This is a genomic window from Lysinibacillus sp. EB106-09-02-XG168 (assembly GCF_058791475.1).
On record NZ_JBYTDN010000003.1, the window covers coordinates 325,799 to 348,316 of the forward strand.

Sequence of the window (22,518 nt, forward strand, 5' to 3'; positions counted from 1 at the left end):
TAAATTAAAATATCAATGACTGACCCTTTATACGGATGTATGGTCACTTGCTGCTGCAGTATTTTGATTGACCGCATTTTGCATAACACCCATTGGCAAAGTATGATGTAGCTCCATCATCTGAGAAGACATTAATTTCCAACCTATATTCCTACTTTACCATATTATCTTATAAAAACACCTATTTTCCAATATATAAAGATTGCAAATAGAGTTCTAATATTACCTCCATAAAATCGTTTGTTTACCAAAAATATATTCGTTCTTGTATATTTTTCTGAATTTTTAGCAATAATTCGTATTATCAGGTCTGTTGTCCTGAATGATTGCTTGTATTCTCTAGCATTAAGAGCCTAAATCTAGTGTGCTAGCAGAAGACTGCGAAATAATAAAATGTGGAGGTTACAAAATATGAAAAAACAAGCTTTAGCTTTAGCAGTAACATTAACCTTGGGATTAAGTTTATTTGCCAGTCCGTCATCTGCAAAGGACAAACTCTCTTTTATGCCATTCAATGCATTGTGGGGAATCTCGAAAATTTACAATTTATCTTTAGAAGATTATGAGCCAATGTTCGACTCAGACGCAAGATGGTTTTATCCAGAGCAAAATTTAAATATAGCCGAAAAGAAAAATGATAATTCGCCGAAAGACCAACACTTTGTTGTGGCCGGAGATACTTTATTTACAATTGCACGTGTGAATGATGTGTCAGTGGAAGAATTGCAGGAATGGAATAACCTTGCATCTGCTGATCTAATTTATGTAGGTGAATCATTGGCTATCAAAGCTTCGGCAGCAAAACCTAAAACGTCCGAAAGCAAACCTAAAACGGTAGCAACGACATCAAGTAAAAAGCAAGTGACAACTTCAAGTAATAATAAAGTTGCAACATCTAGTACGAAATCAGTGAGTGCTTCGACAACTTCGGGCAAAACGTTCACAATGCGAGCAACAGCCTATACTGCGTATTGCGAAGGGTGTTCCGGAATTACAGCGAATGGAACAGATATAAGATCGAATCCAAACTTAAAGGTAATTGCTGTAGATCCACGAATAATTCCTCTAGGAACAAGGGTTTGGGTGGAAGGTTATGGTGAAGCAATTGCAGCAGATACTGGTGGAGCGATAAAAGGTAATAAAATTGATGTATTTATTCCTACCGAGGGACAAGCTCGTCAGTGGGGCGTCAAAAATGTAACTGTAAAAATTTTAAATTAATGTAATTGCGAGTGTGTCTCCTGAAATTGGAGATATCCTTTTTATATTGTTTACAGTTTACAAAAATTACTCCTTAATCGATGATTCGCAAAATTCCCGTTGAACTTGCATAAGTGGAAGGATTGTTGGAAACCATCAAAAAGAGGAGGGATTTTTATGAAAAAAATGAGCTTAATAATAATTTCTTTATTAGTATTTGTCGGTGGTTGTAGTTTCTTTGAAAAGAAGGAGCAAAAAGTGGCAGTTAACGCAAATTCAGGACTAACTGCAACCGCAAAAGTAATTGGTAAAAATAATGAAAGCTATGGCAATGCATATTTTGAGGAAGAGGATAATGGGGTTAAGATGACACTCGCATTATCAGGGCTGCCAGCAGGAACACATGGCATTCATATTCATTCAGTTGGGAAGTGTGAACCACCAACATTTGAATCAGCAGGCCCTCATTTTAATCCAACGAGTAAAGAGCATGGGAAGGATAACCCTAAGGGATATCATTTAGGAGATCTTCCAAATTTAGAAGTTGGAGAAGATGGTAAAGTGGATTTAAACTTTTTAGCTGAAGGGCTAACATTAGAAAAAAATGCTGCCAACTCATTGTTACGTGAGGGGGGCACTTCATTAATCATTCATGAATCAGAGGATGATTATAAAACAGACCCTGCCGGAAATTCTGGTGCTAGAATTGCTTGTGGCATTATTCAATAAGGACAATAAATCGACTGTATCTGAAGAAAACCACTTTAGATACAGTTTTTTTGTTTTAAGGGTAAAAATCGACAACAAATGTCCTGAGATCATTCATTGTGGATTCAAGAAGGATATTTGTTGAAACGTATGTTTTATTTTTAAGCTGATTGGAGTGAAGACTGGGCGACTCCTTGGGGATCAGCGATAGAGGAACGAAGACTAAAACCATCACATCCTGTGATAACGCCTTCGTGACCAACATCGTGTTCGCCCGAGACCCTGCAGCTACAAAGCGCCCAGCCAGAACGGAAATCAGCATCACGTTATAGTGATGAGTAATTTTCTTATAAAGAAAAAGGTAATGATTACTTCCGTAATGAGCATGCATTTTTTATACATATAGAAATTAAAATTATTTTCTTGGAAAAAGAATTTAATGGTTTAATATAGATAAATTCTGTGTGAAGAAGTTATTATTTTAATGCGGAAATATTAGGTATTTAAAGGAAATGGTATAATTATAAAAGACTGAATTTACAATAAATTAATTGACATTAATATACTAAATTTGATAATTTTAAATAGATTCTTATTTTTAACCAAGGGGGAAGGTTACTATGAAGAAAAAACAATTCAAGCTATTAATGCTATTAAGTGCCTTTGCGCTATTGATGTTAGCTGCATGTGGGTCTGATAGCGGGGCGGGTTCAAAGGACTCGGATAAGGGCGATTCGACAGCATCCGCTAAGCCGAAATTTTTGAACTTATTAACAGGTGGAACACAAGGTACTTACTATGCACTAGGTGGGACATTTGCTGATTTCATTTCTAAAGAAACAGACATTAAAACGACTGCTGAAGTATCTCAAGCATCTGCTGCCAACATGACGGCTTTGCAAGATGGTAAAGGTGAAATTGCCTTCGTGCAAACAGATATTGCTTATTACGCTACTGAAGGAACAAAGATGTTTGACGGTAAAAAAATCGATACAATTGCTGCTCTAGGTGCACTTTATCCAGAAACAGTACAATTAATAACGACTGAAGCATCAGGCATTAAATCATACGCTGATTTAAAAGGGAAAAAAGTTTCTGTAGGTGCACCAGGTTCTGGAACTTACGCAAATGCTGAACAATTACTTGAAATTCACGGTTTAACAATGAATGATATCAAAGCACAAAACCTTGATTTCGGTGAGTCTACTGACGGTCTTCAATCTGGCCAAATCGACGCAGCATTTATTACTGCTGGTACGCCAACAAGTGCTGTTGAGGCATTGAATGCAACAACTAAAGTAAATATCATCGGTATGGATGCTGGTAAAGCGGATGAGCTAATTGCTAAATACCCTTACTATGCAAAAGATACAGTAAAAGCTGGTACGTATGGTATCACGAAAGATACCGAGACAGTCTCAGTGCTTGCAATGCTAGCGGTGAAAAAAGATCTTCCAGAAGATGTTGTTTATTCAATGACGAAAGCTATTTATGATAACACAAATAAAATTTCACACGATAAAGGGAAATTTATCAAAGTTGAGACAGGTTTACAGGGTATTAACATTGACGTTCACCCAGGTGCTCAAAAATACTTTGATGAAAAGAAATAATAGAACGTTCGAAGGTTGAATGTTGGTTTTATCAGGCGAATATAACGTTATTTTCTTAAATACAAGAGGCTCGGATTGCGTAAAGCTTCGAGTCTCTTTTCTTCCTTAAGTAGTGATAAAAGCGAATAGCTTTTAACCTCTTTCGGCGGGTGTTAAAACACTTGCTGAAAGAGGTTAAAGCCTCCGGCGGATGTCACGGAATCGGAAAGGAGTTCTTTGTGCTTGCACAAACCCGATTCCGGACGCAATTATGCCGAGGCATAATTGATGTAGGGGAACAGATGTAGTGCGAAAAAGAAATTTAATTATTGTGTTAGCTTTTGTATGTATTTGCTTCAGTATAGTCATTTTTCTTCCTCTTCAAAAGGTATTCGCATTTACGGAAACACGTATAAATGACCCGATTGTGCATTATATACCACTTACAACTGAGGATGCATTTGATATTAGATACACTCACTCTATCCATAAAACGGATGTACTCGAACACTATAAATGTATAGATGGAACTAGTATTCAAATGCTAGGGATGGAGTATGAGAGTTTAGCAATTGGCATGCCAAGCTATGCAGAGGAAAATCAAACATTAACAGAACGAAATGGGAAATATTTTTTGCAGTTTGACTATGAAGTTATTGAAAATTTTACGATTTATATAGGCGATTTAGATTTAGATCTTGTATTAGATTACGAGGATTATGAATACGATTTAAAAAAAGATTTACAAAGGGGAAAGTCCTATTTATTTGAGGTGAAGCGTTTATCGCTTTATGAACAATGGAAAGGAGTAAGGATGAAATGACAACACAGCATAAATCAAACGACGAAGTAAAAAAAGAAGAATTTGAACAAATATCAGCAGAAGAGCAGCAAGCAATACTTGAGAAGTACGATATTGAATCCAATGTACGAACGATTTCGGGCATTATGAAGCACGTCATTTTCTTTGGATTACTAGCATTTTCATTGTTTCAGCTTTACACAGCAATTTTTGGCCAATTTCCAGCGCAAATTCAGCGTACGATACATTTAGGTTTTGGTTTAACCTTAATTTTCTTACTATTCCCAGCTCGGAAAAAAGCAGCGAAGAATAAAATTGCATGGTTCGATTATATTTTAGCGGTATTATCTATTGTAGTAGGTTCGTATTGGACAATGAATTATACAGAGCTTGTTAATAGCAATGGTACCATTACGCAAACAGATTTTATTGTAGGCCTTGTAGCTGTCGTGTTGGTACTTGAAGCAGCTCGCCGTGCAGTAGGTTTACCGATTACAATCATTGCTATATGTTTCTTAATTTATGCATATTTTGGACCGTATTTCCCGGACTTTATGGCGCATAGAGGGCAAGATTTTGAGAGTATTGTTAATCTCATGTATTTTACGACGGATGGGATTTTCGGAACACCGATTAGTGTTTCTGCCACGTTTATATTTGTGTTTTTACTTTTTGGAGCATTCCTTGTCAAAACAGGTGTTGGTCAATACTTTAATGATTTAGCGGTATCTCTTGCAGGTAAATTAATTGGTGGTCCTGCAAAAGTGGCGGTATTTTCTAGTGCGCTTCAAGGTACGATTTCAGGAAGCTCTGTAGCGAATGTTGTAACATCTGGATCGTATACGATTCCGATGATGAAAAAACTTGGTTACCGTAAAGAGTTCGCGGGTGCGGTTGAAGCAGCGGCATCTACTGGTGGGCAGTTAATGCCTCCGATTATGGGTGCGGCAGCGTTTTTAATGGTTGAGTTTATCGGTCGCGGAATTACGTATTGGGATATCGCGAAAGCGGCGGCGATACCTGCATTACTTTATTTTACAGGTATTTGGATTATGACTCACTTCGAAGCTAAACGCGTAGGTTTAAGAGGGTTACGTGATGATCAAATGCCAAATCGTCGAGAGGTATTTAAGAAAATTTACCTTCTATTACCGATAATCTCTATCATCGTTTTAATGTTAACGGGTACACCGGTCATGCATGCAGCACTTTACGGTATTATTATTTCTATTGGTGTTGCGATGTTTAATAAGGAAACACGTTTAAAACCAAAAGATATTATTGACGCATTAGTAGAAGGGGCTCGTACAGCACTTGGTGTCGTAGCGGCAACAGCTTGCGCGGGTATTATCGTAGGTGTTGTTGTGAAAACGGGTCTAGGCTTAAGCTTAGCGAATAGTTTAGTAGAATTAGCGGGTGGTAGTATTATTTTAACGCTAATTTTTGTCATGATTGCTTCCCTAATTCTTGGGATGGGGGCTCCGACAACTGCAAACTATGTTATTACATCAACAATTGCAGCTCCTGCAATCGTGGCGTTATTATCACCGAATACACCGCAGGAATTAGTACCAATAGTCGTATTATTATCGGCACACTTCTTTGTATTCTACTTTGGGATCATCGCTGATATAACACCACCTGTCGCCCTTGCTGCTTTTGCGGCTTCGGGAATCTCTGGTGGAGATCCGATTAAAACAGGTGTAAACTCAGCGAAGCTTGCTATTGCAGCGTTTATTATTCCGTATATGATTGTATTCTCACCTGCGTTGTTAATGATAGATACAACTATACCTCAAATTATATGGGTAGTATTCACAGCTATCACAGGAATGGTAGCTATAGGTGCGGGAGTAATCGGATACTGGTATCGCAAAATGCTTTGGTTTGAACGCATTATTGCGATTGCAGCTGGTTTACTTCTTATCTATCCAGAAAAATTTTCAGATTGGGCAGGTTTAGCCATCTTTATTGTAATGTTTGTTATCCAATACGTAACACAGCATAAAGGTAATGATGACGACAATCGGAATAGTAAAACGGGTGTTACAGCTTAAGTAAAAAGTGAAGGGCTTCGGCCTGAATGGAATTTTATAAATTTTCCTAAAAGAGATGTATCGAATTATGATACATCTCTTTTTTCTTGAATTTTAATCTAAAAAGTAGATTGTTTTTATATTTTTTATGCATAATGAGCATCGTTTATTGCTTTTTCTGCAAAGGTCATTGTATAATTCTTTTATCAGAAAATTCAATTAAGTTAATCGAGGAGGTGTTTAAATGGAAAAATTTTTTAACTCAAAATTTGAAACGTATTTAATGGATCAGGAATTGGAGCTAAATATCGAAGAGGAAAAAAATGAGGAGCAACTAACGATGGTACATTATGAAGAATATCCAGAAGGTTTTTTTACAAGTTTATAATATTTATTTGAGGGACAGTGCTAAAGGTAGAAATTACTTTTAACACAGTCCTTTGTTTTTTTGCATAAAAGTTGGGAGTAGTATTTGTAGGAATGTATGCTATGAATTTAGGTTGATCTTCATTCCGGCTGGGCGACTTCTCGGGGATTAGCGTTAGAGGAGTGATAATGCCTTTGTGACCAACCTCCGTTGGTTTAGATGGATACTTTGAAGATTTATCGGAACAAAATCTCGCTTTATCGGAATGTTTTCTCATTTTATCGGAACAATTTTAGCTTTTATCGGAAATCAATCACAATCTATAGTTATTGTCCTCTTTTTTTAAAGAATTCGTTTCATGTATAATGGGAAACAAAAATGCGTATAGAGGTGTGGTTATGTCAAATGCAGTGTTAGAGGAAACAATTTACCAATGGTTTGAACATTTTCATAAATACCCAGAGGTCAGTTGGAAGGAATTCGAGACGACAAAAAAAATCGCGTCGATTTTAGATGAGTTAAGCGTATCCTATCGGTTGTTAGGAGATGTTCCTGGGCTAATTGCTGAAATTGGTACAGGTGATGAAATTGTTGCTGTACGTGCAGATATAGACGCATTATGGCAGGAAGTGGATGGGAAATGGCAAGCAAATCACTCATGTGGTCATGATGCCAATATAACGATGGTACTTGGGGCTTTATTACTGCTGAAAGATCGACCGTTGCAACATCGTGTTCGTTTTATTTTCCAGCCTGCTGAAGAACTTGGGAATGGAGCTTGTGCTGCCTTTGAGCGAGGAGCGGTTGATCGTGTATCGCATTTATTTGGTGTTCATTTAAGACCAATTGAAGAACTACCACTTGGTAAGGTATCGCCTGCGATTCATCATGGGGCAGCCTATTTTTTAGAAGGAACTATTCGAGGTACAGATGCCCATGGTGCTAGACCTCACCAAGGGAAAAATGCAATCGATGTGATTATGGCCATACAACAAATGCTCAATAGCATACATTTATCACCTTTCGAGCCTCATTCTGCAAAGCTAACGAAGATTGTTGCGGATGGTGGTAGTACGAATATTATTCCAGGCACTGCGAGCTTCTCGATGGATATTCGAGCGCAACATAATAATCAACTAGAGTTACTTCGTAGTCGTATTGAATATGGCTTAACATCAATCCAACAGCAGTTTGAGATTGATATAGACTGGAAATGGATAGACTTTACACCTGGTGCTGAGGTTTCTTCAGTTGCCGCACGTATGGCTAAAGACGCAATTATTGAAACACTTGGGGAAGAGCATCTAGCAGGGGAAATCACAACACCTGGAAGTGATGATTTTCATTTTTACACAGTTAAAAAACCTGAATTAAAAGCAACGATGATAGGTATTGGAGCCAACTTAACGCCTGGATTGCATCATCCAAAAATGACTTTTGAAAGAAGTGCATTAATGGACGCTGCGAAAGTACTTGCTTGTGTGTTAGAAAAAAAACCTGAATACGAATAATGATTATGAGAGAGAGCTCTGTCAAAATTCTTTTGATAGAGTTCCTTTTTATTTTCTTTTTTATCGAAATATATGAATATTCCGCATTGATCTAAATAGCTATTTGAAAGCGTTTTATTGCGCTAAAACAGTCGAAATCGCTCGAGAAGCATAAAATTTTTGCGTTGACTTTTAATTTTTTGAATATTATGCTAAAAATCGTAAAAAATTATTTGCGTCTTTGACAACCAAGCTTGGCAACTGGTGCAAAAAAGGGGATGGATTCATTCATGAAAAAAGATATTAATGCTGGTTGGGCACTTCTGCCTTTTGTAATAATGATTGTAGCTATGTTAATTACAGTAGTTGTGTTAGAGCAAAGTCCTCACGTACCACTTATTATCGGAACAACTGTAGCAGCAGTAGTTGCCAAAATGCATGGATTTAAATGGATGGAAATTGAGGAAATGATGTATAAGGGGATACGTCTAGCTTTACCTGCAATTGTTATTATTATTTTAGTAGGTTTGACAATCGGCGCATGGATTGGCGGCGGTGTCGTAGCGACAATGATTTATTTTGGTTTAAAATTAATTTCTCCAGCTTGGTTTTTAGTAACAATCATGCTGTTATGTTCAATTGTTTCATTGGCGATTGGTAGCTCATGGTCAACGATGGCTACAATCGGTGTTGCTGGAATGGGTATTGGTTTAAGTATGGGAATCCCTGCAGCAATGATTGCCGGAGCGGTTATTTCAGGTTCATACTTTGGTGATAAGATGTCACCATTATCGGATACTACTAACCTCGCAGCAGGTTTAACAGGTACCGACTTATTTGATCATATTAAGCACATGCTTTATACGACTATTCCAGCTTTAGTCATTGCAATCGTTGTATTTGGAATTATGGGAAGAAGCTTCGCGAATATTTCAATGCAATCAGAAAGCATTTTAACAACATTAAAAGTAATGGAGGAAAGCTTTGTTATTTCTCCTTGGTTATTGCTTGTACCAGTTGGTGTAATTGTATTGGTAGCGAAAAAAGTGCCTGCGATTCCAGCTTTAGTTGTCGGAATTATCTCAGGATTCTTACTACAAATCTTCGTACAGGGCGGTACACCTACAATGGCGGTACATGCTTTACAAGAAGGATTTGTTATTTCAACTGGCAATGAAATGGTGGACAACCTATTTAACCGCGGTGGCTTAGATTCAATGATGAATACGGTTTCAATGACGATTGTGGCTATGACATTCGGTGGAGTGTTAGAATATTCTGGTATGTTAAAAGCACTTATGGATGTCATTGTGAAATTTGCTAAATCTACAGGCAGCTTAGTTGCTTCAACGATTGCTGCATGTATTACAACAAATGCTACATGTTCTGAGCAGTATATTTCAATTGTTGTACCATCACGTATGTTTGCGAATGTGTACCGAGAGCGTGGCTTACATTCGAAAAACCTATCTCGCGCGTTAGAAGATGGGGGAACACTAACTTCTGTATTCTTCCCATGGAATACTTGTGGAGTCTTTATTTTAGCGACGTTGGGTGTAGGGGCAATGGAATACGCACCATATGCAATTATTAACTTCCTAGTACCTATTATTTCAATTTTTTATGCATATATCGGATTTGCGATTGTTAAGCTAACACCTGAAGAAATGGAAGCAGCAGAGAAGCGCAAAAAAGAGGAAGAACTAAATGATACTAATATGGTCATGGCTGACTAAATCCAAGTATTAAAAGTCACTTTTCTCTGATGATAAGCTCTCGCGGACGAAAGAATTTCTGCGAGAGCTTGTCATTTTTCAATAGACTGCAAAGTTCAATTCATAAATTGTACGTGGGCGACCTTGTTGGTGAGGCATTTCTTCACCGACTACTTTAGCATAGCCGTTATCCACTAATTTTTTAATAATGCGCTCTGTTGTGCGGCGTGTAACTTGTAAGTATTCTGCAAGGTTATGAGATGTAAATTGAGCTGATTGGCGCTCCCTGCTAAAATGAATGATCTTAGAAATATTTAATGGACTTAAGCTTGTTTGCTTTGCCATTTGTAAAACGTATGGATCATCTGTTTTTAAAGCTAGTCTCAGTTCTGATTTCGGGAATGGACCTAGCAAGTTTTTATGCTCATCGAGTATATAAATTTCACAAGGTTTAGCAAATGTTATTGCATTTTTGGCATTGTGGTTAGCTTCAACTATAGAGTGACCATACCCAAAAGCTAGCTTAAATGACTGATCGGTTTGTTGTAATAAGTTCTGTAAGTTCTCTTTTTCGAGTGCCTTTTGCAAATGTCCAGATGTCGTATATAGTTCAAAAGAATACGGTGAAATTTCTTTATAAGTTGAATGCGTAATTGCTGTGATTTGCGTGAGCATGTTATCGTCTATAGGTTTATTTTCAGAACCCTCTAAAATTCCAACGGCAGCTTTCGCAGATTCAGATTTCGTAAGAAGTGATTGGGATTTCGTCTCCTCTAAGCATTGGATAATGGAGTTAGTTGCATCTAACATGCGCATAGCCGGTATGTGAAGAGCTTGTAATTCATCAAATGCGCTATGGATACTTGTTATGACAAAATCAATGCTGTTAGCCTCCCATAAAGCGATATGATGCTGCAATATAGATTGAGTAGGTTCAGTGATAGATATAGCCTGTATATATGGTTTTGGACCAACATACTCTATTTCTGCTAAAACATTTTCGACAATAGCTGGATCCATAACATCGATGGAAATTCTATTTAAAGGTACTGCATGATTCGCTACAAGCGATAATAAAGTTGTAGAAATTGCCGTCTCATCTTGTTTAATATAATTCCAAGGTATTGGTAGTTTTGACAATGCGGACTGGGCATGTAAATAGGGCAAAGTTCCGCCGAATAAAAGGGCATCACATGGCTTAATTTTCTTTAACAAAACGGGTGCCTCTGTTGGTTGCTTGTAAAGATAAAAATCTATTTGAATATTCTCTATGTTTTGTGCGATACTATTTATACGATTCATAAATGCTTTAGAGCAGATAACCGCTATTTTAGTAGACATAGGCAACTTCCTTTTCAATATTTTTTAATTTATTTCAGCAGATGTTCAAACATCTGCTGAAATAAATTAAAGCCTCCGGCGGATGTCATGGAATCGGAAAAGAGTGCTTAGTGCAAGCACAAAGCAGATTCCAGACGCAATTATGCCGAGGCATAATTGATTAATAATTAGCGACGTATTAGCGACAACTATATTATACAGGAGACTGATAAAAATGAAAATCCAACAAATAGAAATTTTTGCAATCCATTTGCCACTTATTGATCCATTTATCATCAGTTATGCTACATATGATACGATGCCTTCTATTATTTTGAAGGTTACGACAGACACAGGTATTGTAGGTTACGGTGAAGCTGTACCAGATGAACACGTAACAGGCGAGACATGGGAGAGCACATACGCGCTCTTAAAAAACCAGCTTGCTCCTGCAATCATTGGAGAAAATCCAATGGCTTTTGAAAAGCTTCACGATAAAATGAACAAAGTAGTGAAAGATGTCCCAGCGGCAAAAGCAGCAATTGACATTGCTTGTTTTGATATTGCAGGGAAAGCGTTACAAGTTCCAGTGTACCAACTACTAGGTGGACGTTATCATGAGAAATTCCCGATTACCCATGTATTGAGCATTGGGACACCTGAGGCCATGGCAGAAGAGGCAGCTAATCGTGTAGAAATGGGCTATCAATCATTTAAAATGAAGGTAGGAACAGAGGTAACTCGTGATGTTGCTCGTATCAAAGCAGTGCGTGAACGCGTTGGTGAGGACATTGCTATTCGTGTAGATGTAAACCAAGGGTGGGGCAATGCGTCAACTACATTACAAGGTTTACGTGCATTGAAAGATCTGAATATCGATTGGTTAGAACAACCGGTAGATAGTGAAGATATTGATGGAATGGTAGAGGTGAAGTCAAAATCTGATGTTCCATTAATGATTGATGAAGGACTTCGCGGTGTACGCGAAATGCGTGAAATTATCGCAAAGCGTGCTGCAGATAAAGTTAATATTAAATTAATGAAATGCGGTGGCATTTATCCTGCTATGAAACTAGCAGTTATGGCTGAAATGGCAGGCATTGAATGCCAAATCGGTTCAATGGTAGAATCATCCGTTGGTTCAGCAGCTGGCTTCCACGTAGCATTCTCTAAAAAAATAATGACAAGTGTAGAATTAACAGGCCCATTAAAGTTCTCTAAGGATGTCGGAAACTTACACTATGATGTTCCATTTATCTGTTTAAATGAAAACCCAGGATTAGGTGTCGACGTAGATGAAGAGATCCTTAAAGAATTATGTAAGTTCTCAACAATTGTAACAGACTAAGGAGGCGGCGAATTGGAGAAAATTTATGAAGGTATGCTTGGGGAAACGCCGTTTTTTGTTACAACATTAAACCTTCAACATATGCAAGAAATTGAAAAATTGCAGCTTGAAGTTTATGAATCATTAGCAGACCAAAGTATATTACAACCATTAAGCACGGAGGAATTTGACTATATTTTAAGCGGCAATGGCATGATGATAGGGGCTTACGTAGGGGAGGAGTTAATTGCCTTTCGTGCACTATTGAACCCACCTGTAGATGACGAGCACCTTGGCTATGACTGTGAGATTGGCGAGGATGAATTTCATAAAGTTTTATACCAAGAAATATCGAATGTCTCACCGACATATCGTGGCTACGGACTACAAAAAACATTAGCCCAAATTGTCATGAGTCATATCGATTTAGCAAAATATGATTATGTATGCTCAACGGTCAAGCCATATAATATCCCTAGTTTAAAAGATAAATTTTCGCAAGGATTAGTCGTAAAGGGATTAAAGATTAAGTATGTAGATAAGCTACGATATATTTTTTATAAGGACTTGCGACAAGAGCTACCAATCTTTACAGAAAAGAAGTCGATCTCGATGGGGGATACAGTTGGTCAGCAACAGCTTTTGAAGCAGGGGTACACAGGTACTTCTATGTATGAAGATCAAAATGATTGGTTCGTCGTTTATGAAAAATAAATAACAGTAAAAAGCCTTACCTTTTACTTGAGAGGTAAGGCTTTTTGTTAAGGAGATTTTTATTTCATCGGACAAAAGCCACAAGCCATTAAGCCAGGTATGTCTTTAGAAAAACAACATGATTTTCGTACTGGGACATTCACTAAATTAGTGGGGCTTTGACCTCCTGTATATTGGGCCCACCAAGATTTGTTGGAGAAACGAGCCCATGTTTTAGGGTCTTCTAAAGTTTCAATATCCTCCATCGCTTGATCAGCAAGACCAGGATTAGAAAGCAATATATGATAGTGCCAAAGTAAATATCCAAAGAAGTTTTCCCAAATAGTGAGAGGGGAAATAGATGTTACTTTACGAAGCTGCTGAACGATAACGTGCCCGTCGTATAGAATCTTCTCTATAACGGCTTGACGTTCTTCCTCCTCAACATAGCGCCAATCGTTTGGGTTAACAAACATGGCAACTGTAAAACTGTCGAATTCTTTTGCTGCATCAAAACGAAGCTCGATCGGTTTACCGTTCCACACCTCATCATAGGCAGCGAGCATGTAAAGTTGCATAGCAAAAAACATACCGTAGCGGCGTGCGAAGTGAGAAATAGCAGCTGTTTCCGTTGCTGCATCTGTAATACCCATCATCAGGTTTAAAAAATCAGGATGGTAAAAGTCCTTATGTATATCAGCTAATGTAAATAATGTCCGCTTTGGTTCTGTCGTATAAATGCTATAGGAATTCAATTGTCGAACTTGATCTATCGTTAATGCTGGCATGGTCATCACCTTTTCTTTCAATCATCTGTTACGTTTATTATAAATTAATCATTTTTGCTTCACAAATAGAAGGTAATATAGTAAAATGCATTAAATATATCCGAAAAGTAGGTTTTGAAATGTCACAGCCACATGCAATTCCAAGGCCGCTCGTTCGACCCAATCAATGGACGATTCTTGTGAGCGTCATTCTAACGTGGATATCAGGCGTCTTTTGGATTTTGGCAATTCCTTTAATAGTAAATTTACTTGGTGTTTTTTGCAATTTTAATCCTATTATTCGAGTAGGGAAGCTGTTTCTAAAAAGGCGCCGTCTACATATATACCAGAGAATGCGCAGCAGCAAAAATTTAACTTCTTTCAGCCGAAGTCAACTACCTCTTTAGGTGGCGAGATGAATGTGGGTTTAAGTTACTTTGCAGCGGGTATCCAAACATCCGCTGAAAGAAGTTAAAGCCTCCGGCGGATGTCACGGAAATCGGTAAGGAGTTCAATATAGGATGTTAGCCTAAAACCATCGCATCCATGCGATAACGGCTAACTGACCTGCATCGGTAAAAACGCCACGTCCTGTGGCATTACCGAAATGACCGACATCGTGTCGGCCCTCGTGCAGGCCTAAGCACAAAGCCGATTCCAGACGCAATTATGCCGAGGCATAATTGATTTCCAGTATTGCTAGCTTATAGCAGGTGCAATTTTAGGTTACTGGTTGAAATGGCAGGTAGTTGGTTATATCTTTACGGGAATGGTTGCTGTAGCTTCATCGATAGCAATTGCAGGTTTTGTATAGGTTGTTTCCTACATTTTCAGCTAAAGCAATGGCAATACCGTCGTTCGCTGAAGAGTGCATTGTGACATAAATTTCTTTCGTAGGAAAGAAATTTTAAAAAACTTCAAGAAATTTTCAGATTACTGTTGACTTTATAATTGATAATGATTATCATTATCGTATAAAGATTATTCCTCGTCTACAATACAGTGTAGAGAGGATGAACTTTAGCTACTTTTCTCCAGAAGTTTGCTAGTTCATGATAAAACGCTCCTAAAACCCCCCTCATTTTTTGGGAACGTAAAATCTCTCGACGACTCATTCCATTGTGACTGAGTCGTCTTTTTTTGATTGTCTTTAGATGGGGAAATTATCTAATTTAGTAACGTGGTTGGTATGGTAAGATAAAAATAGGAAATTAATTAGCAGTAAGTGGAGGGGAATGAAATGAAGAAATATATTATTACTTTGCTCATCGTGTTAGCCTTTTTTACAAGCCCATCATCATCTAAAGCAGCGGAAGCACAGTGGGACGGGGCACAAGTTGTGAAGGGGCAAACGGGGAAAATGACCTTTACAAAAGATGTAAAAGTGTATAAGAAGAATGCAAACGGTACGTATAGCTCGATGACAGTCAAGCGCAACAACTATTTCCGAGTGTATGATATCGAAAAGTATGACAATAAAACATTTTATTGGATGAGTTCGGGTTACCGTGTCCAAGCGACGGATTTAGTTGTTTTTAAGAAAGTACCTCTGAACATACGCGCTTCTCTGTATGATAATCCCGGCTATATCAACATCAATCATCAAGATAATGAGTATACCTATGGAAAACATTACTTCGATGGATCTGAATATAGAGGTCCTATGTATAATGTTTCTATTAATGAAAATCTACATTACGTTTATTTGCGAACTGATGGAAATACTGAAGAGAGCTATATTGATGCCACAGATATTCGCATTGCCGAAACAATAAAAAGAGATGAAGGACTCTATAAGCTAACAGCTGATGCACAACATTTGAGAGGCCCAATGGCTGGAGGAAGTTCAGGAGGGAAATATTCAAAGGGAACTGTTTTTCAATCGTTAGGACTTGAAATAAATGGTTATCTAAGAGTGCAAGTGCTAGGAACATGGGGAGAAGACTTTATTTCTACTTATATTCCTGTAAAATTACTCCAACCGGTGCAAAGTCAAGAGAAACGTTATATTCGATATGGTGTTATTGGTGAAAGTAAAAAGTCAAAAGAACTAAAGCGTTTTGATGAAGTAACGTTATTGACTGAAAAAAATATGACAGCTTGGATTGAGATAGATGGGGAAACGTATTATGTACCAAGAAAAGTCTTAGCTACCATAAAACCGAACGAATCACCGGTTATTACAACGTCTTTCTTGCCAAATGATACGCTTCAACAACTAGTGTATACGAATGGTGTATATAAGAAAACGACTAATAATCGTTTTGAAGTGCAGAACGACAATCTGTTCATTGACTATCATGAAACAGAACAAACCTTTAATTATGAAAAGGATGGTATCAAATATATATTTGATAAGCCAGTTACAGAAGGCTCAAAAGTGACTAGAGTGGAGAACGGAATGAAAAATGAAGGGTTTGTTCGTGCCATTCATTACACATTTACAATACCACCAATTACGTTTAACAATGTTGTGGAAACGTCCTATGGTGAATTTTTTGCACCAGGCTATGGTTATATCGATGGATATAGTAGCGAACTAAGGTCGTATGAATAACAAATCCTTTACTTTTTTGCTTGAAGGGTGAAAATCTTAATAATAGAAAACAGGTGAGGAGAAAGAATTGTTTTTCCTCGCTTGTTTGGACGGTCCTTTTAATCTATGAAGATAATGAATATTCGGTGGAATTCTTTTTACCGAGTAGCATCGTATGCTTCTAAAATATCTAGACGCTCATTCTATTGTGACTGAGTCGTCTTTTTTGATGGAAACTGCAATTGTTCCGATAAACCCCAAAGTATTCCTACAAAATAAACTCATCATCATACGTGCATTTAAAAAAATGTAGCTTTCTACATCGTACCAAAAATTATAATTTAAAATATAATATACCTACAATATTGGAGGAATGATTATCTTATGTTTTATATTAGAAATTTCGAAGGTAATATAAAAGAGTTTGAGTTCTTTCAAGAAATGTTATATGAATCTGTAATTATTCCTGAGAATAAACCATCGAAAGAGGTTTTGCTAAGCTCGCCTCACATAAGAAAATATCATGAAGGTTGGGGGAGGAATGGAGATAAAGTTTTGATTGCCTTTGACGCAGAAAATCAAACTGTTGGTGCAGTCTGGTACAGATTGTTTGATGAAAATAATAAAAGCTATGGTTATATTGATTGCAATACTCCTGAAATAGGAATTGCTGTTTCAAAAGACGTAAGAGGAAGAGGGGTGGGAACTTTATTGATGCGTAAAATAATTCAACAAGCGCAGGATGAAGGATACAATACTATTTCACTTAGTGTAGACCTTGAAAATAGTTCGGCCATTAATATTTATAACAAACTTGGCTTTCAAGATTATGAAGTAGTAGGAACTTCTAAAACAATGGTTTACAAATTATAGTACTCACTAGAATAAAAAATGTACACTACTAAAAGTAAAATTAGTAATGTACTTTTTTTCTTTAATATTACTGCGTAGGATTGCTATGAACAGCACTTTTTCCCCCTAGTAGCATCGTATAGTAGCTGTGTAGCAACATGCCAACAATAATGACACCTAGGCCGGCAAGCGCAATTGGATTTGGGAATGCAATGCCGAGTAATAATACTTCACCGATAATGACAAAGAGTATTTCAGTTGATTGGGTTGCTTCGACTGCTGCAAGCTTGCCTTGATGATTACGAACACGGTCAGTTGCAATGAAAAATAATGTTGTGGCGATGACGCCCGAGCTTATACCTACAAGCAATGATTGCATGACTTGGCTGCTTGAAGGGAGCCCGACCGTTCCCATTGCATAAATGGCTAGGATGATCCATGCGGGCATTGAGGCGATGGTCATCCCAAGAACTCGTTGATATGTATCGATACGTCCGCCACAGATTTCCATCATTTTGCGGTTACCAAGGGGGTACGCAAAAGCAGCGATGACAACAGGTAAAATGCCAAGCATTAAACTTTTAAATGGAACAGATTGTGCCTGTGGTACTTGGATAAGTAAAATGCCGACTAAAATGACACATGAAATTAGTAATGAAATAAGTGGTATTTTTTGACGTACTGTTTTCCCGGCTACTACTGAAACAAATAGGGGAGCAAGTAATACGCCGGCGACAATTGTAAATTGCCACGTTCCGGAAACGAGCCATCCTGGACCGAATGCTGCTGCAAATGTCAGTGGGGCATAGAACAATACGAACCCAATAAAGCTCCAAAGAAGCCAACCTACAGGCTGTGCTTTCATTTCACCGGATAGTTGGGAAAACCCTTTTCGGTAGAAGACGATTGCAAGTAAAAACGGTAGCATAAAGAAATAGCGTAGGGATGCGCTCCATAGCCAGCTACCGCCCTGCATTTCCATTGCATGATTCAATATAAATGTAACAGCAAAAAAAAGTGAGGCAAAAATGCCTAATGCAATTTCTTTCATTACAGTCACCTCAAAACCCTTTGTGTAATTCGAAAATTCAGTTATCTACTTATAAAAAATACGAAGAAGGGATGAACCCTCTTCGGTATTATTTTCCTTGTTGTTCAAAGAGCTGTACGATTTCAATAATAACTTGTGTTGCTTTTTCCATTGTTTCCGCAGATACATATTCGAATTTACCGTGCATATTTTCGCCACCTGCAAAAATGTTTGGTGTTGGTAAGCCCATGTAAGAAAGCTGTGAACCATCAGTACCGCCACGGATTGGTAATGTAATCGGAGTAATATCTAACTTTTCCATTGCTGTGCGTGCAACGTCTACGATTTCTTTTACAGGTTCAATTTTTTCACCCATGTTATAATATTGATCTTCTATTGTAATGCTTAAAGCATCTTCGCCATATTGAGCTTTAATTTTTGCTGCAGCCTCAAGCATTAATTGTTTTTTTGCCTCGAATTTTTGACGGTCATGATCGCGGACGATATAAGAAAGCTCAGTATGTTCGATCGCACCGTTAAAGCCCATTAAATGAATAAAGCCCTCATAGCCGTCCGTTTTTTCTGGTACGGCATCAGTAGGCATTTCATTTTGGAAGGCGATAGCCATTGTGATTGCATTGACCATTTTATTTTTTGCAGAACCAGGGTGTACACTCGTACCTTTTGTCACAATCTTTACGCCTGCAGCATTAAAGCTTTCGTATTGTAGTTCGCCAAGTGGTCCGCCATCCATCGTATAAGCATAGTCCGCTCCAAAGGAAGCTACATCAAATTTATGAGGACCGCGACCAATCTCTTCATCAGGTGTAAACGCTACACGTAATTTACCATGTTTAATAGAAGGATTTTTTACTAAGTATTCCATGGCAGTCATAATCTCTGCGATACCAGCTTTATCGTCAGCACCTAATAATGTCGTACCATCCGTTGTAATTAACGTTTGACCTACATAATTTTTAAGCTCAGGGAAATCTGCTGGCGACATCGCGAGATTTTTATTTAGCTGGATCGTTCCACCATCATAATTGTTAATGCGTTGTGGATTAACGTTTGTACCAGTGAAATCTGTCGTAGTGTCCACATGTGCTAGAAAACCAATAGTAGGCACTTTTTTATTTGTATTTGCTTCGAGTGTCGCAAATAAATAACCATTTTCATCTAATGTAATATCAGTTAAGCCTATTGCAGCTAGTTCATCTTTTAGTACATGCAATAAGTCAAATTGCTTTTGAGTTGAAGGAGTTGTTTCGCTTGTGAAATCAGATTGTGTATCAATTTTTGCATAACGAATTAAACGCTCGATTACTTGTTCTTTCATAAGTATGGCCTCCTAGTGTGTTTGTTTAACTTCTTTCAACGGGTGTCTTAAAACCCGCTAGCCTCTGGTGAATGTCACGGAATTATACTGAGGCATAATTGCTTTTATTGTAACACTTTACTTCGGATTTCGGAATATTGAAAAATACTTAATGCAATCAGTATTTGGGCACTGTAATAGGTCAACATAATTACCTCGTGTGAAAAAGGTAAAGGCATAACAAACTTGTTAATAGCTAAATAGGAATCTGATGAGATAAATAGCAGAGCCCCAATCGTTGCAAATTTAGAACCTGTTCGAATCGCAGTCCAACCCATCATTAATATGACCGAAATATAGGCAATAACCGCGATACCAAGCACGACTTCTCCTGATGAAAACACCGTACCCGCAATCCAAACAGCCATACTTACCCCATAAACGAGTAAGACAATCTTGGCCCAAGTAGGTACTTGTCGTTCATTAGTAGAAAAGAAGGCGAAAATATAAAAAATATGCCCGATTAAGAAGCTTGTTAGCCCAATTAGAAACCACTGTAGCGTATAATCACCTATCATACAAAATACAAGTCCAATAATAATCAGTAATTGATACTTTTTAACACCTAAATTTTTTGGTAAAGCGGCTAAAATAATGATTAACAGCATTGGTATGACTTTAAAGATAAGTAACAAGCTTTCTGTAATATGGGAAAAGAAAAAAATATAATAAAGACCAAACAAAATAATGCATGTTAATAAAATTTTTTTAGACAAATTTCTCATCTCCTTTTCTTTGAAATTCTTTATCTATGTCAGAATTTCCTTTATTCTTTTGTAAAGGAAATCTACAAAAGGGTTTCTATACTCATCGTATGAATGAAACTTTTTTAGTATGTAGCCGTAAATAAGTGGACAGTAGATAAGAGAGGGTGAACGAAATGACCAAGCTATTAATAGCTTCGGCAGTCATTGGATTAATCGCGAGTGTTTTATTAACACCGCTTATAACGAAAAAGCGAGAAGACGGATCTAAAAAGGTAATTGGATACTTCTTTATAGGTGTATTTGTACTAGGATTTTTAGCTACTAGCATAACAGTCTATGTGACAAAAATGGATGTAAACTGGCTTGCTTTTTGGCCTGCTATTATTTTATTAACATTAGGCGGGGCGCTTCTTGCAAGTGGTATCGAAAGAAAAATAAAGGGTGTTTTATTTTTAGCTAGTTTAGTTGTTGCGGTGTTTGTATTATCAGCACCTTTATGGAACGCGAATGAAAAATTTGAATCAGCTGAAATGAAGGAAAAGGTTGAAATAAAACCATTCGATGAAACACAAACCCCAGCTAGTGTGCCTCCTAAATTTGCACGTAATAAGATGAAAAAAGCGTTCGGGCAAGTACCGAATACGAGTTATTACGAGTTAGGGCGCTTACAAATTCAAAAAGTGAATGGCGAGTATGTTTATATAGCTCCAGTTGAGTTTTCTGGTTTCTTTAAATGGTTCAATGGAGGAACGACTCCTGGTTACTTTATAATGAGTGCAACGGATTCAGCGGATAATCCTAAATTTGTTGAGCAGGAAATGAAGTATGTACCGTCTGCTTATTTAAACTCAAATTTAGAGCGTCATATACGTTTACAACATCCATTCCTTATTTTTAGCGGAGATGTTCAACTTGAAATAGATGATGAAGGTAAGCCATATTATATCCGTTCATATGGTGAATTTATTTCAGCACGAAATGGCTTTGATGTAAAAGGGATCGTGCTTGTAGATGCGCTATCAGGAAAGTCGGAAGTGATCAAGCTGGAGGATGTCCCAGAATTTATTGATGGAGCGGTTTCTCCAGAGACTGTGAGTTTACAAAATAGTTATTTCGGTAACTATGTACATGGATTTTGGAATAGTAAGTTTGGTAAGAAAGATGTAAAACTACCTTCAGATGAGGGAACAGAGGCAAATGTTAGCCCGATTTTTGATGAGAAGGGCGATATGTATTATTTCACAGACTTTACGAGCCCTAAAGAAGGTGTCGATTCAATGCTTGGCTATTCATTAACAAATGCCCGAACAGGTCAAGCAACTTATTACACTGGAAATTTAGACGCTTCTTATATGGATTCACAAGGTAACTTGCAAATAATTGAGAAGAAATTTATAGAGAAGAAATGGTCTGGAGAAATGCCAGTGTTGTATAACTTTTACGGTGAAGCTAGCTGGCTAACTGCGGTGCTTGATTCAAATGGTTTCTTGCAAAACTATTTCATCGTATCTGCGGCAAATCCTGAAATTTCCGTTTATGCGCCAACTCCTAAAGAGGCTTTGAAATTATATAAAACAGCCTTAAGTCGCGGAGGAAGTACAGTAGAAGGAAGTTCACAGGCAGAAGAGAAAAATGTAAGTGGAAAGGTGCTTCGCGTATACAAGGAACGTCTTGGTGACTATACAGTTGTATCGTTATTACTTAATAATGGAAAAAACTATTTGGTAAGTTCGGAAACAGAACCACTTGCGATTTATTTACAAGAAGGTGATGATGTCATTCTCACTTATGGTGATACAGGAGAGCAGTTCTTACCAGTTCGATCAATGATTATTAAAGGTTTAATAGACGAAAATAAATAAAGAAAAACAATTTCGCCTTGGCGTAATTGTTGCTGTCGCTTCGCTTTCGCACAGATAAACAATGCGTCTGGATTTTGAATTGTGCTTGCACAATTCATTCCTTTCAAAATCCGTGACATCCGCCGGAGGCTTTGGG

The 22,518-nt window shown here is 37.6% G+C and carries 18 protein-coding genes and 1 pseudogene; 14 read left to right on the forward strand and 5 right to left on the reverse strand.

Translation table 11 applies throughout. The features are described 5' to 3' along the window. Positions 1–411 precede the first annotated feature (411 nt). From AC3WSO_RS02755 to nhaC, 8 genes are all read left to right on the forward strand, one after another. The gene (locus tag AC3WSO_RS02755) at positions 412–1,221 is read left to right on the forward strand and encodes a 3D domain-containing protein (protein ID WP_492528517.1); all 810 of its coding nucleotides are present in this window, start codon (positions 412–414) and stop codon (positions 1,219–1,221) included. A gap of 156 nt (positions 1,222–1,377) precedes the next feature. After that, the gene (locus AC3WSO_RS02760) at positions 1,378–1,929 is read left to right on the forward strand and encodes a superoxide dismutase family protein (protein ID WP_492528519.1); all 552 of its coding nucleotides are present in this window, start codon (positions 1,378–1,380) and stop codon (positions 1,927–1,929) included. A gap of 599 nt (positions 1,930–2,528) precedes the next feature. Continuing rightward, positions 2,529–3,521, forward strand: a complete 993-nt coding sequence (locus AC3WSO_RS02765; protein ID WP_492528521.1) for a TAXI family TRAP transporter solute-binding subunit — start codon at positions 2,529–2,531, stop codon at positions 3,519–3,521. Between the two features lie 286 nt (positions 3,522–3,807). Beyond that, complete coding sequence (locus AC3WSO_RS02770; RefSeq protein WP_492528523.1) at positions 3,808–4,323, forward strand: DUF1850 domain-containing protein; 516 nt, start codon at positions 3,808–3,810, stop codon at positions 4,321–4,323. Then, a complete protein-coding gene (locus AC3WSO_RS02775; protein WP_492528525.1) occupies positions 4,320–6,359 on the forward strand; it encodes a TRAP transporter permease in 2,040 nt (679 codons plus the stop codon). Before AC3WSO_RS02770 ends, AC3WSO_RS02775 begins: the two co-directional genes overlap by 4 nt. A 223-nt stretch (positions 6,360–6,582) precedes the next feature. Further along, positions 6,583–6,726, forward strand: coding sequence for a hypothetical protein (locus tag AC3WSO_RS02780; RefSeq protein ID WP_492528527.1), 144 nt, complete (start codon positions 6,583–6,585; stop codon positions 6,724–6,726). A 377-nt stretch (positions 6,727–7,103) separates the two neighbouring features. Then, positions 7,104–8,216 (forward strand): amidohydrolase, encoded by a 1,113-nt coding sequence (locus tag AC3WSO_RS02785; RefSeq protein WP_492528529.1) that lies wholly within the window; start codon positions 7,104–7,106, stop codon positions 8,214–8,216. A gap of 269 nt (positions 8,217–8,485) precedes the next feature. Then, on the forward strand, positions 8,486–9,931 hold the full coding sequence (gene nhaC / locus AC3WSO_RS02790) for a Na+/H+ antiporter NhaC (protein WP_492528531.1): 1,446 nt from the start codon (positions 8,486–8,488) through the stop codon (positions 9,929–9,931). 78 nt (positions 9,932–10,009) lie between these two features. On the opposite strand, the gene AC3WSO_RS02795 is transcribed toward nhaC, so the two are convergent. Continuing rightward, on the reverse strand, positions 10,010–11,251 hold the full coding sequence (locus AC3WSO_RS02795) for a hypothetical protein (protein ID WP_492528533.1): 1,242 nt from the start codon (positions 11,249–11,251) through the stop codon (positions 10,010–10,012). Between the two features lie 214 nt (positions 11,252–11,465). On the opposite strand from AC3WSO_RS02795, the gene AC3WSO_RS02800 reads away from it, so the two are divergent. Continuing rightward, a complete protein-coding gene (locus AC3WSO_RS02800; protein ID WP_492528535.1) occupies positions 11,466–12,578 on the forward strand; it encodes a mandelate racemase/muconate lactonizing enzyme family protein in 1,113 nt (370 codons plus the stop codon). A 12-nt stretch (positions 12,579–12,590) separates the two neighbouring features. Next, positions 12,591–13,271, forward strand: a complete 681-nt coding sequence (locus tag AC3WSO_RS02805) for a GNAT family N-acetyltransferase (RefSeq protein WP_492528537.1) — start codon at positions 12,591–12,593, stop codon at positions 13,269–13,271. A gap of 59 nt (positions 13,272–13,330) precedes the next feature. Here the strand turns inward: AC3WSO_RS02805 and AC3WSO_RS02810 are convergent, their stop codons facing one another. After that, on the reverse strand, positions 13,331–14,038 hold the full coding sequence (locus tag AC3WSO_RS02810; protein ID WP_492528539.1) for a Fe-S oxidoreductase: 708 nt from the start codon (positions 14,036–14,038) through the stop codon (positions 13,331–13,333). Positions 14,039–14,157: 119 nt separating this feature from the next. Here AC3WSO_RS02810 and AC3WSO_RS02815 point away from each other — a divergent pair. The 3 genes and pseudogenes from AC3WSO_RS02815 to AC3WSO_RS02825 all read left to right on the forward strand — a co-directional run. After that, a pseudogene (locus AC3WSO_RS02815) lies at positions 14,158–14,393 on the forward strand (DUF4395 family protein); the annotation flags it as partial. 864 nt (positions 14,394–15,257) lie between these two features. After that, positions 15,258–16,574, forward strand: coding sequence for a hypothetical protein (locus AC3WSO_RS02820; RefSeq protein ID WP_492528541.1), 1,317 nt, complete (start codon positions 15,258–15,260; stop codon positions 16,572–16,574). Positions 16,575–16,937: 363 nt separating this feature from the next. Continuing rightward, positions 16,938–17,426: a GNAT family N-acetyltransferase gene (locus tag AC3WSO_RS02825; RefSeq protein WP_492528543.1), complete on the forward strand. Its 489-nt coding sequence runs from the start codon at positions 16,938–16,940 to the stop codon at positions 17,424–17,426. A 67-nt stretch (positions 17,427–17,493) separates the two neighbouring features. Here the strand turns inward: AC3WSO_RS02825 and AC3WSO_RS02830 are convergent, their stop codons facing one another. The 3 genes from AC3WSO_RS02830 to AC3WSO_RS02840 all read right to left on the reverse strand — a co-directional run bounded on the left by AC3WSO_RS02830 (position 17,494) and on the right by AC3WSO_RS02840 (position 20,529). Next, the gene (locus AC3WSO_RS02830; protein WP_492528545.1) at positions 17,494–18,456 is read right to left on the reverse strand and encodes a DMT family transporter; all 963 of its coding nucleotides are present in this window, start codon (positions 18,454–18,456) and stop codon (positions 17,494–17,496) included. An 88-nt stretch (positions 18,457–18,544) separates the two neighbouring features. Beyond that, positions 18,545–19,774 carry a peptidase T gene (gene pepT / locus AC3WSO_RS02835; protein WP_492528547.1) on the reverse strand — a complete coding sequence of 410 codons (1,230 nt, stop codon included), beginning with the start codon at positions 19,772–19,774 and terminating at the stop codon, positions 18,545–18,547. Positions 19,775–19,878: 104 nt separating this feature from the next. Further along, the gene (locus AC3WSO_RS02840; protein ID WP_492528549.1) at positions 19,879–20,529 is read right to left on the reverse strand and encodes a lysoplasmalogenase; all 651 of its coding nucleotides are present in this window, start codon (positions 20,527–20,529) and stop codon (positions 19,879–19,881) included. 164 nt (positions 20,530–20,693) lie between these two features. On the opposite strand from AC3WSO_RS02840, the gene AC3WSO_RS02845 reads away from it, so the two are divergent. Next, entirely contained in the window at positions 20,694–22,382 is a 1,689-nt protein-coding gene (locus AC3WSO_RS02845; protein WP_492528551.1) for a hypothetical protein, read from the forward strand. Positions 22,383–22,518 lie beyond the last annotated feature (136 nt).

Coding starts and splice junctions, on each gene's coding strand:
- AC3WSO_RS02820 (WP_492528541.1), top strand. CDS start 15,258: ATGAAGAAATATATTATTACTTTGCTCATCGTGTTAGCCTTTTTTACA.
- AC3WSO_RS02760 (WP_492528519.1), top strand. CDS start 1,378: ATGAAAAAAATGAGCTTAATAATAATTTCTTTATTAGTATTTGTCGGT.
- pepT (WP_492528547.1), bottom strand. CDS start 19,774: ATGAAAGAACAAGTAATCGAGCGTTTAATTCGTTATGCAAAAATTGAT.
- AC3WSO_RS02780 (WP_492528527.1), top strand. CDS start 6,583: ATGGAAAAATTTTTTAACTCAAAATTTGAAACGTATTTAATGGATCAG.
- AC3WSO_RS02785 (WP_492528529.1), top strand. CDS start 7,104: ATGTCAAATGCAGTGTTAGAGGAAACAATTTACCAATGGTTTGAACAT.
- AC3WSO_RS02755 (WP_492528517.1), top strand. CDS start 412: ATGAAAAAACAAGCTTTAGCTTTAGCAGTAACATTAACCTTGGGATTA.
- AC3WSO_RS02830 (WP_492528545.1), bottom strand. CDS start 18,456: ATGAAAGAAATTGCATTAGGCATTTTTGCCTCACTTTTTTTTGCTGTT.
- AC3WSO_RS02795 (WP_492528533.1), bottom strand. CDS start 11,251: ATGTCTACTAAAATAGCGGTTATCTGCTCTAAAGCATTTATGAATCGT.
- AC3WSO_RS02810 (WP_492528539.1), bottom strand. CDS start 14,038: ATGCCAGCATTAACGATAGATCAAGTTCGACAATTGAATTCCTATAGC.
- nhaC (WP_492528531.1), top strand. CDS start 8,486: ATGAAAAAAGATATTAATGCTGGTTGGGCACTTCTGCCTTTTGTAATA.
- AC3WSO_RS02775 (WP_492528525.1), top strand. CDS start 4,320: ATGACAACACAGCATAAATCAAACGACGAAGTAAAAAAAGAAGAATTT.
- AC3WSO_RS02845 (WP_492528551.1), top strand. CDS start 20,694: ATGACCAAGCTATTAATAGCTTCGGCAGTCATTGGATTAATCGCGAGT.
- AC3WSO_RS02765 (WP_492528521.1), top strand. CDS start 2,529: ATGAAGAAAAAACAATTCAAGCTATTAATGCTATTAAGTGCCTTTGCG.
- AC3WSO_RS02825 (WP_492528543.1), top strand. CDS start 16,938: ATGTTTTATATTAGAAATTTCGAAGGTAATATAAAAGAGTTTGAGTTC.
- AC3WSO_RS02800 (WP_492528535.1), top strand. CDS start 11,466: ATGAAAATCCAACAAATAGAAATTTTTGCAATCCATTTGCCACTTATT.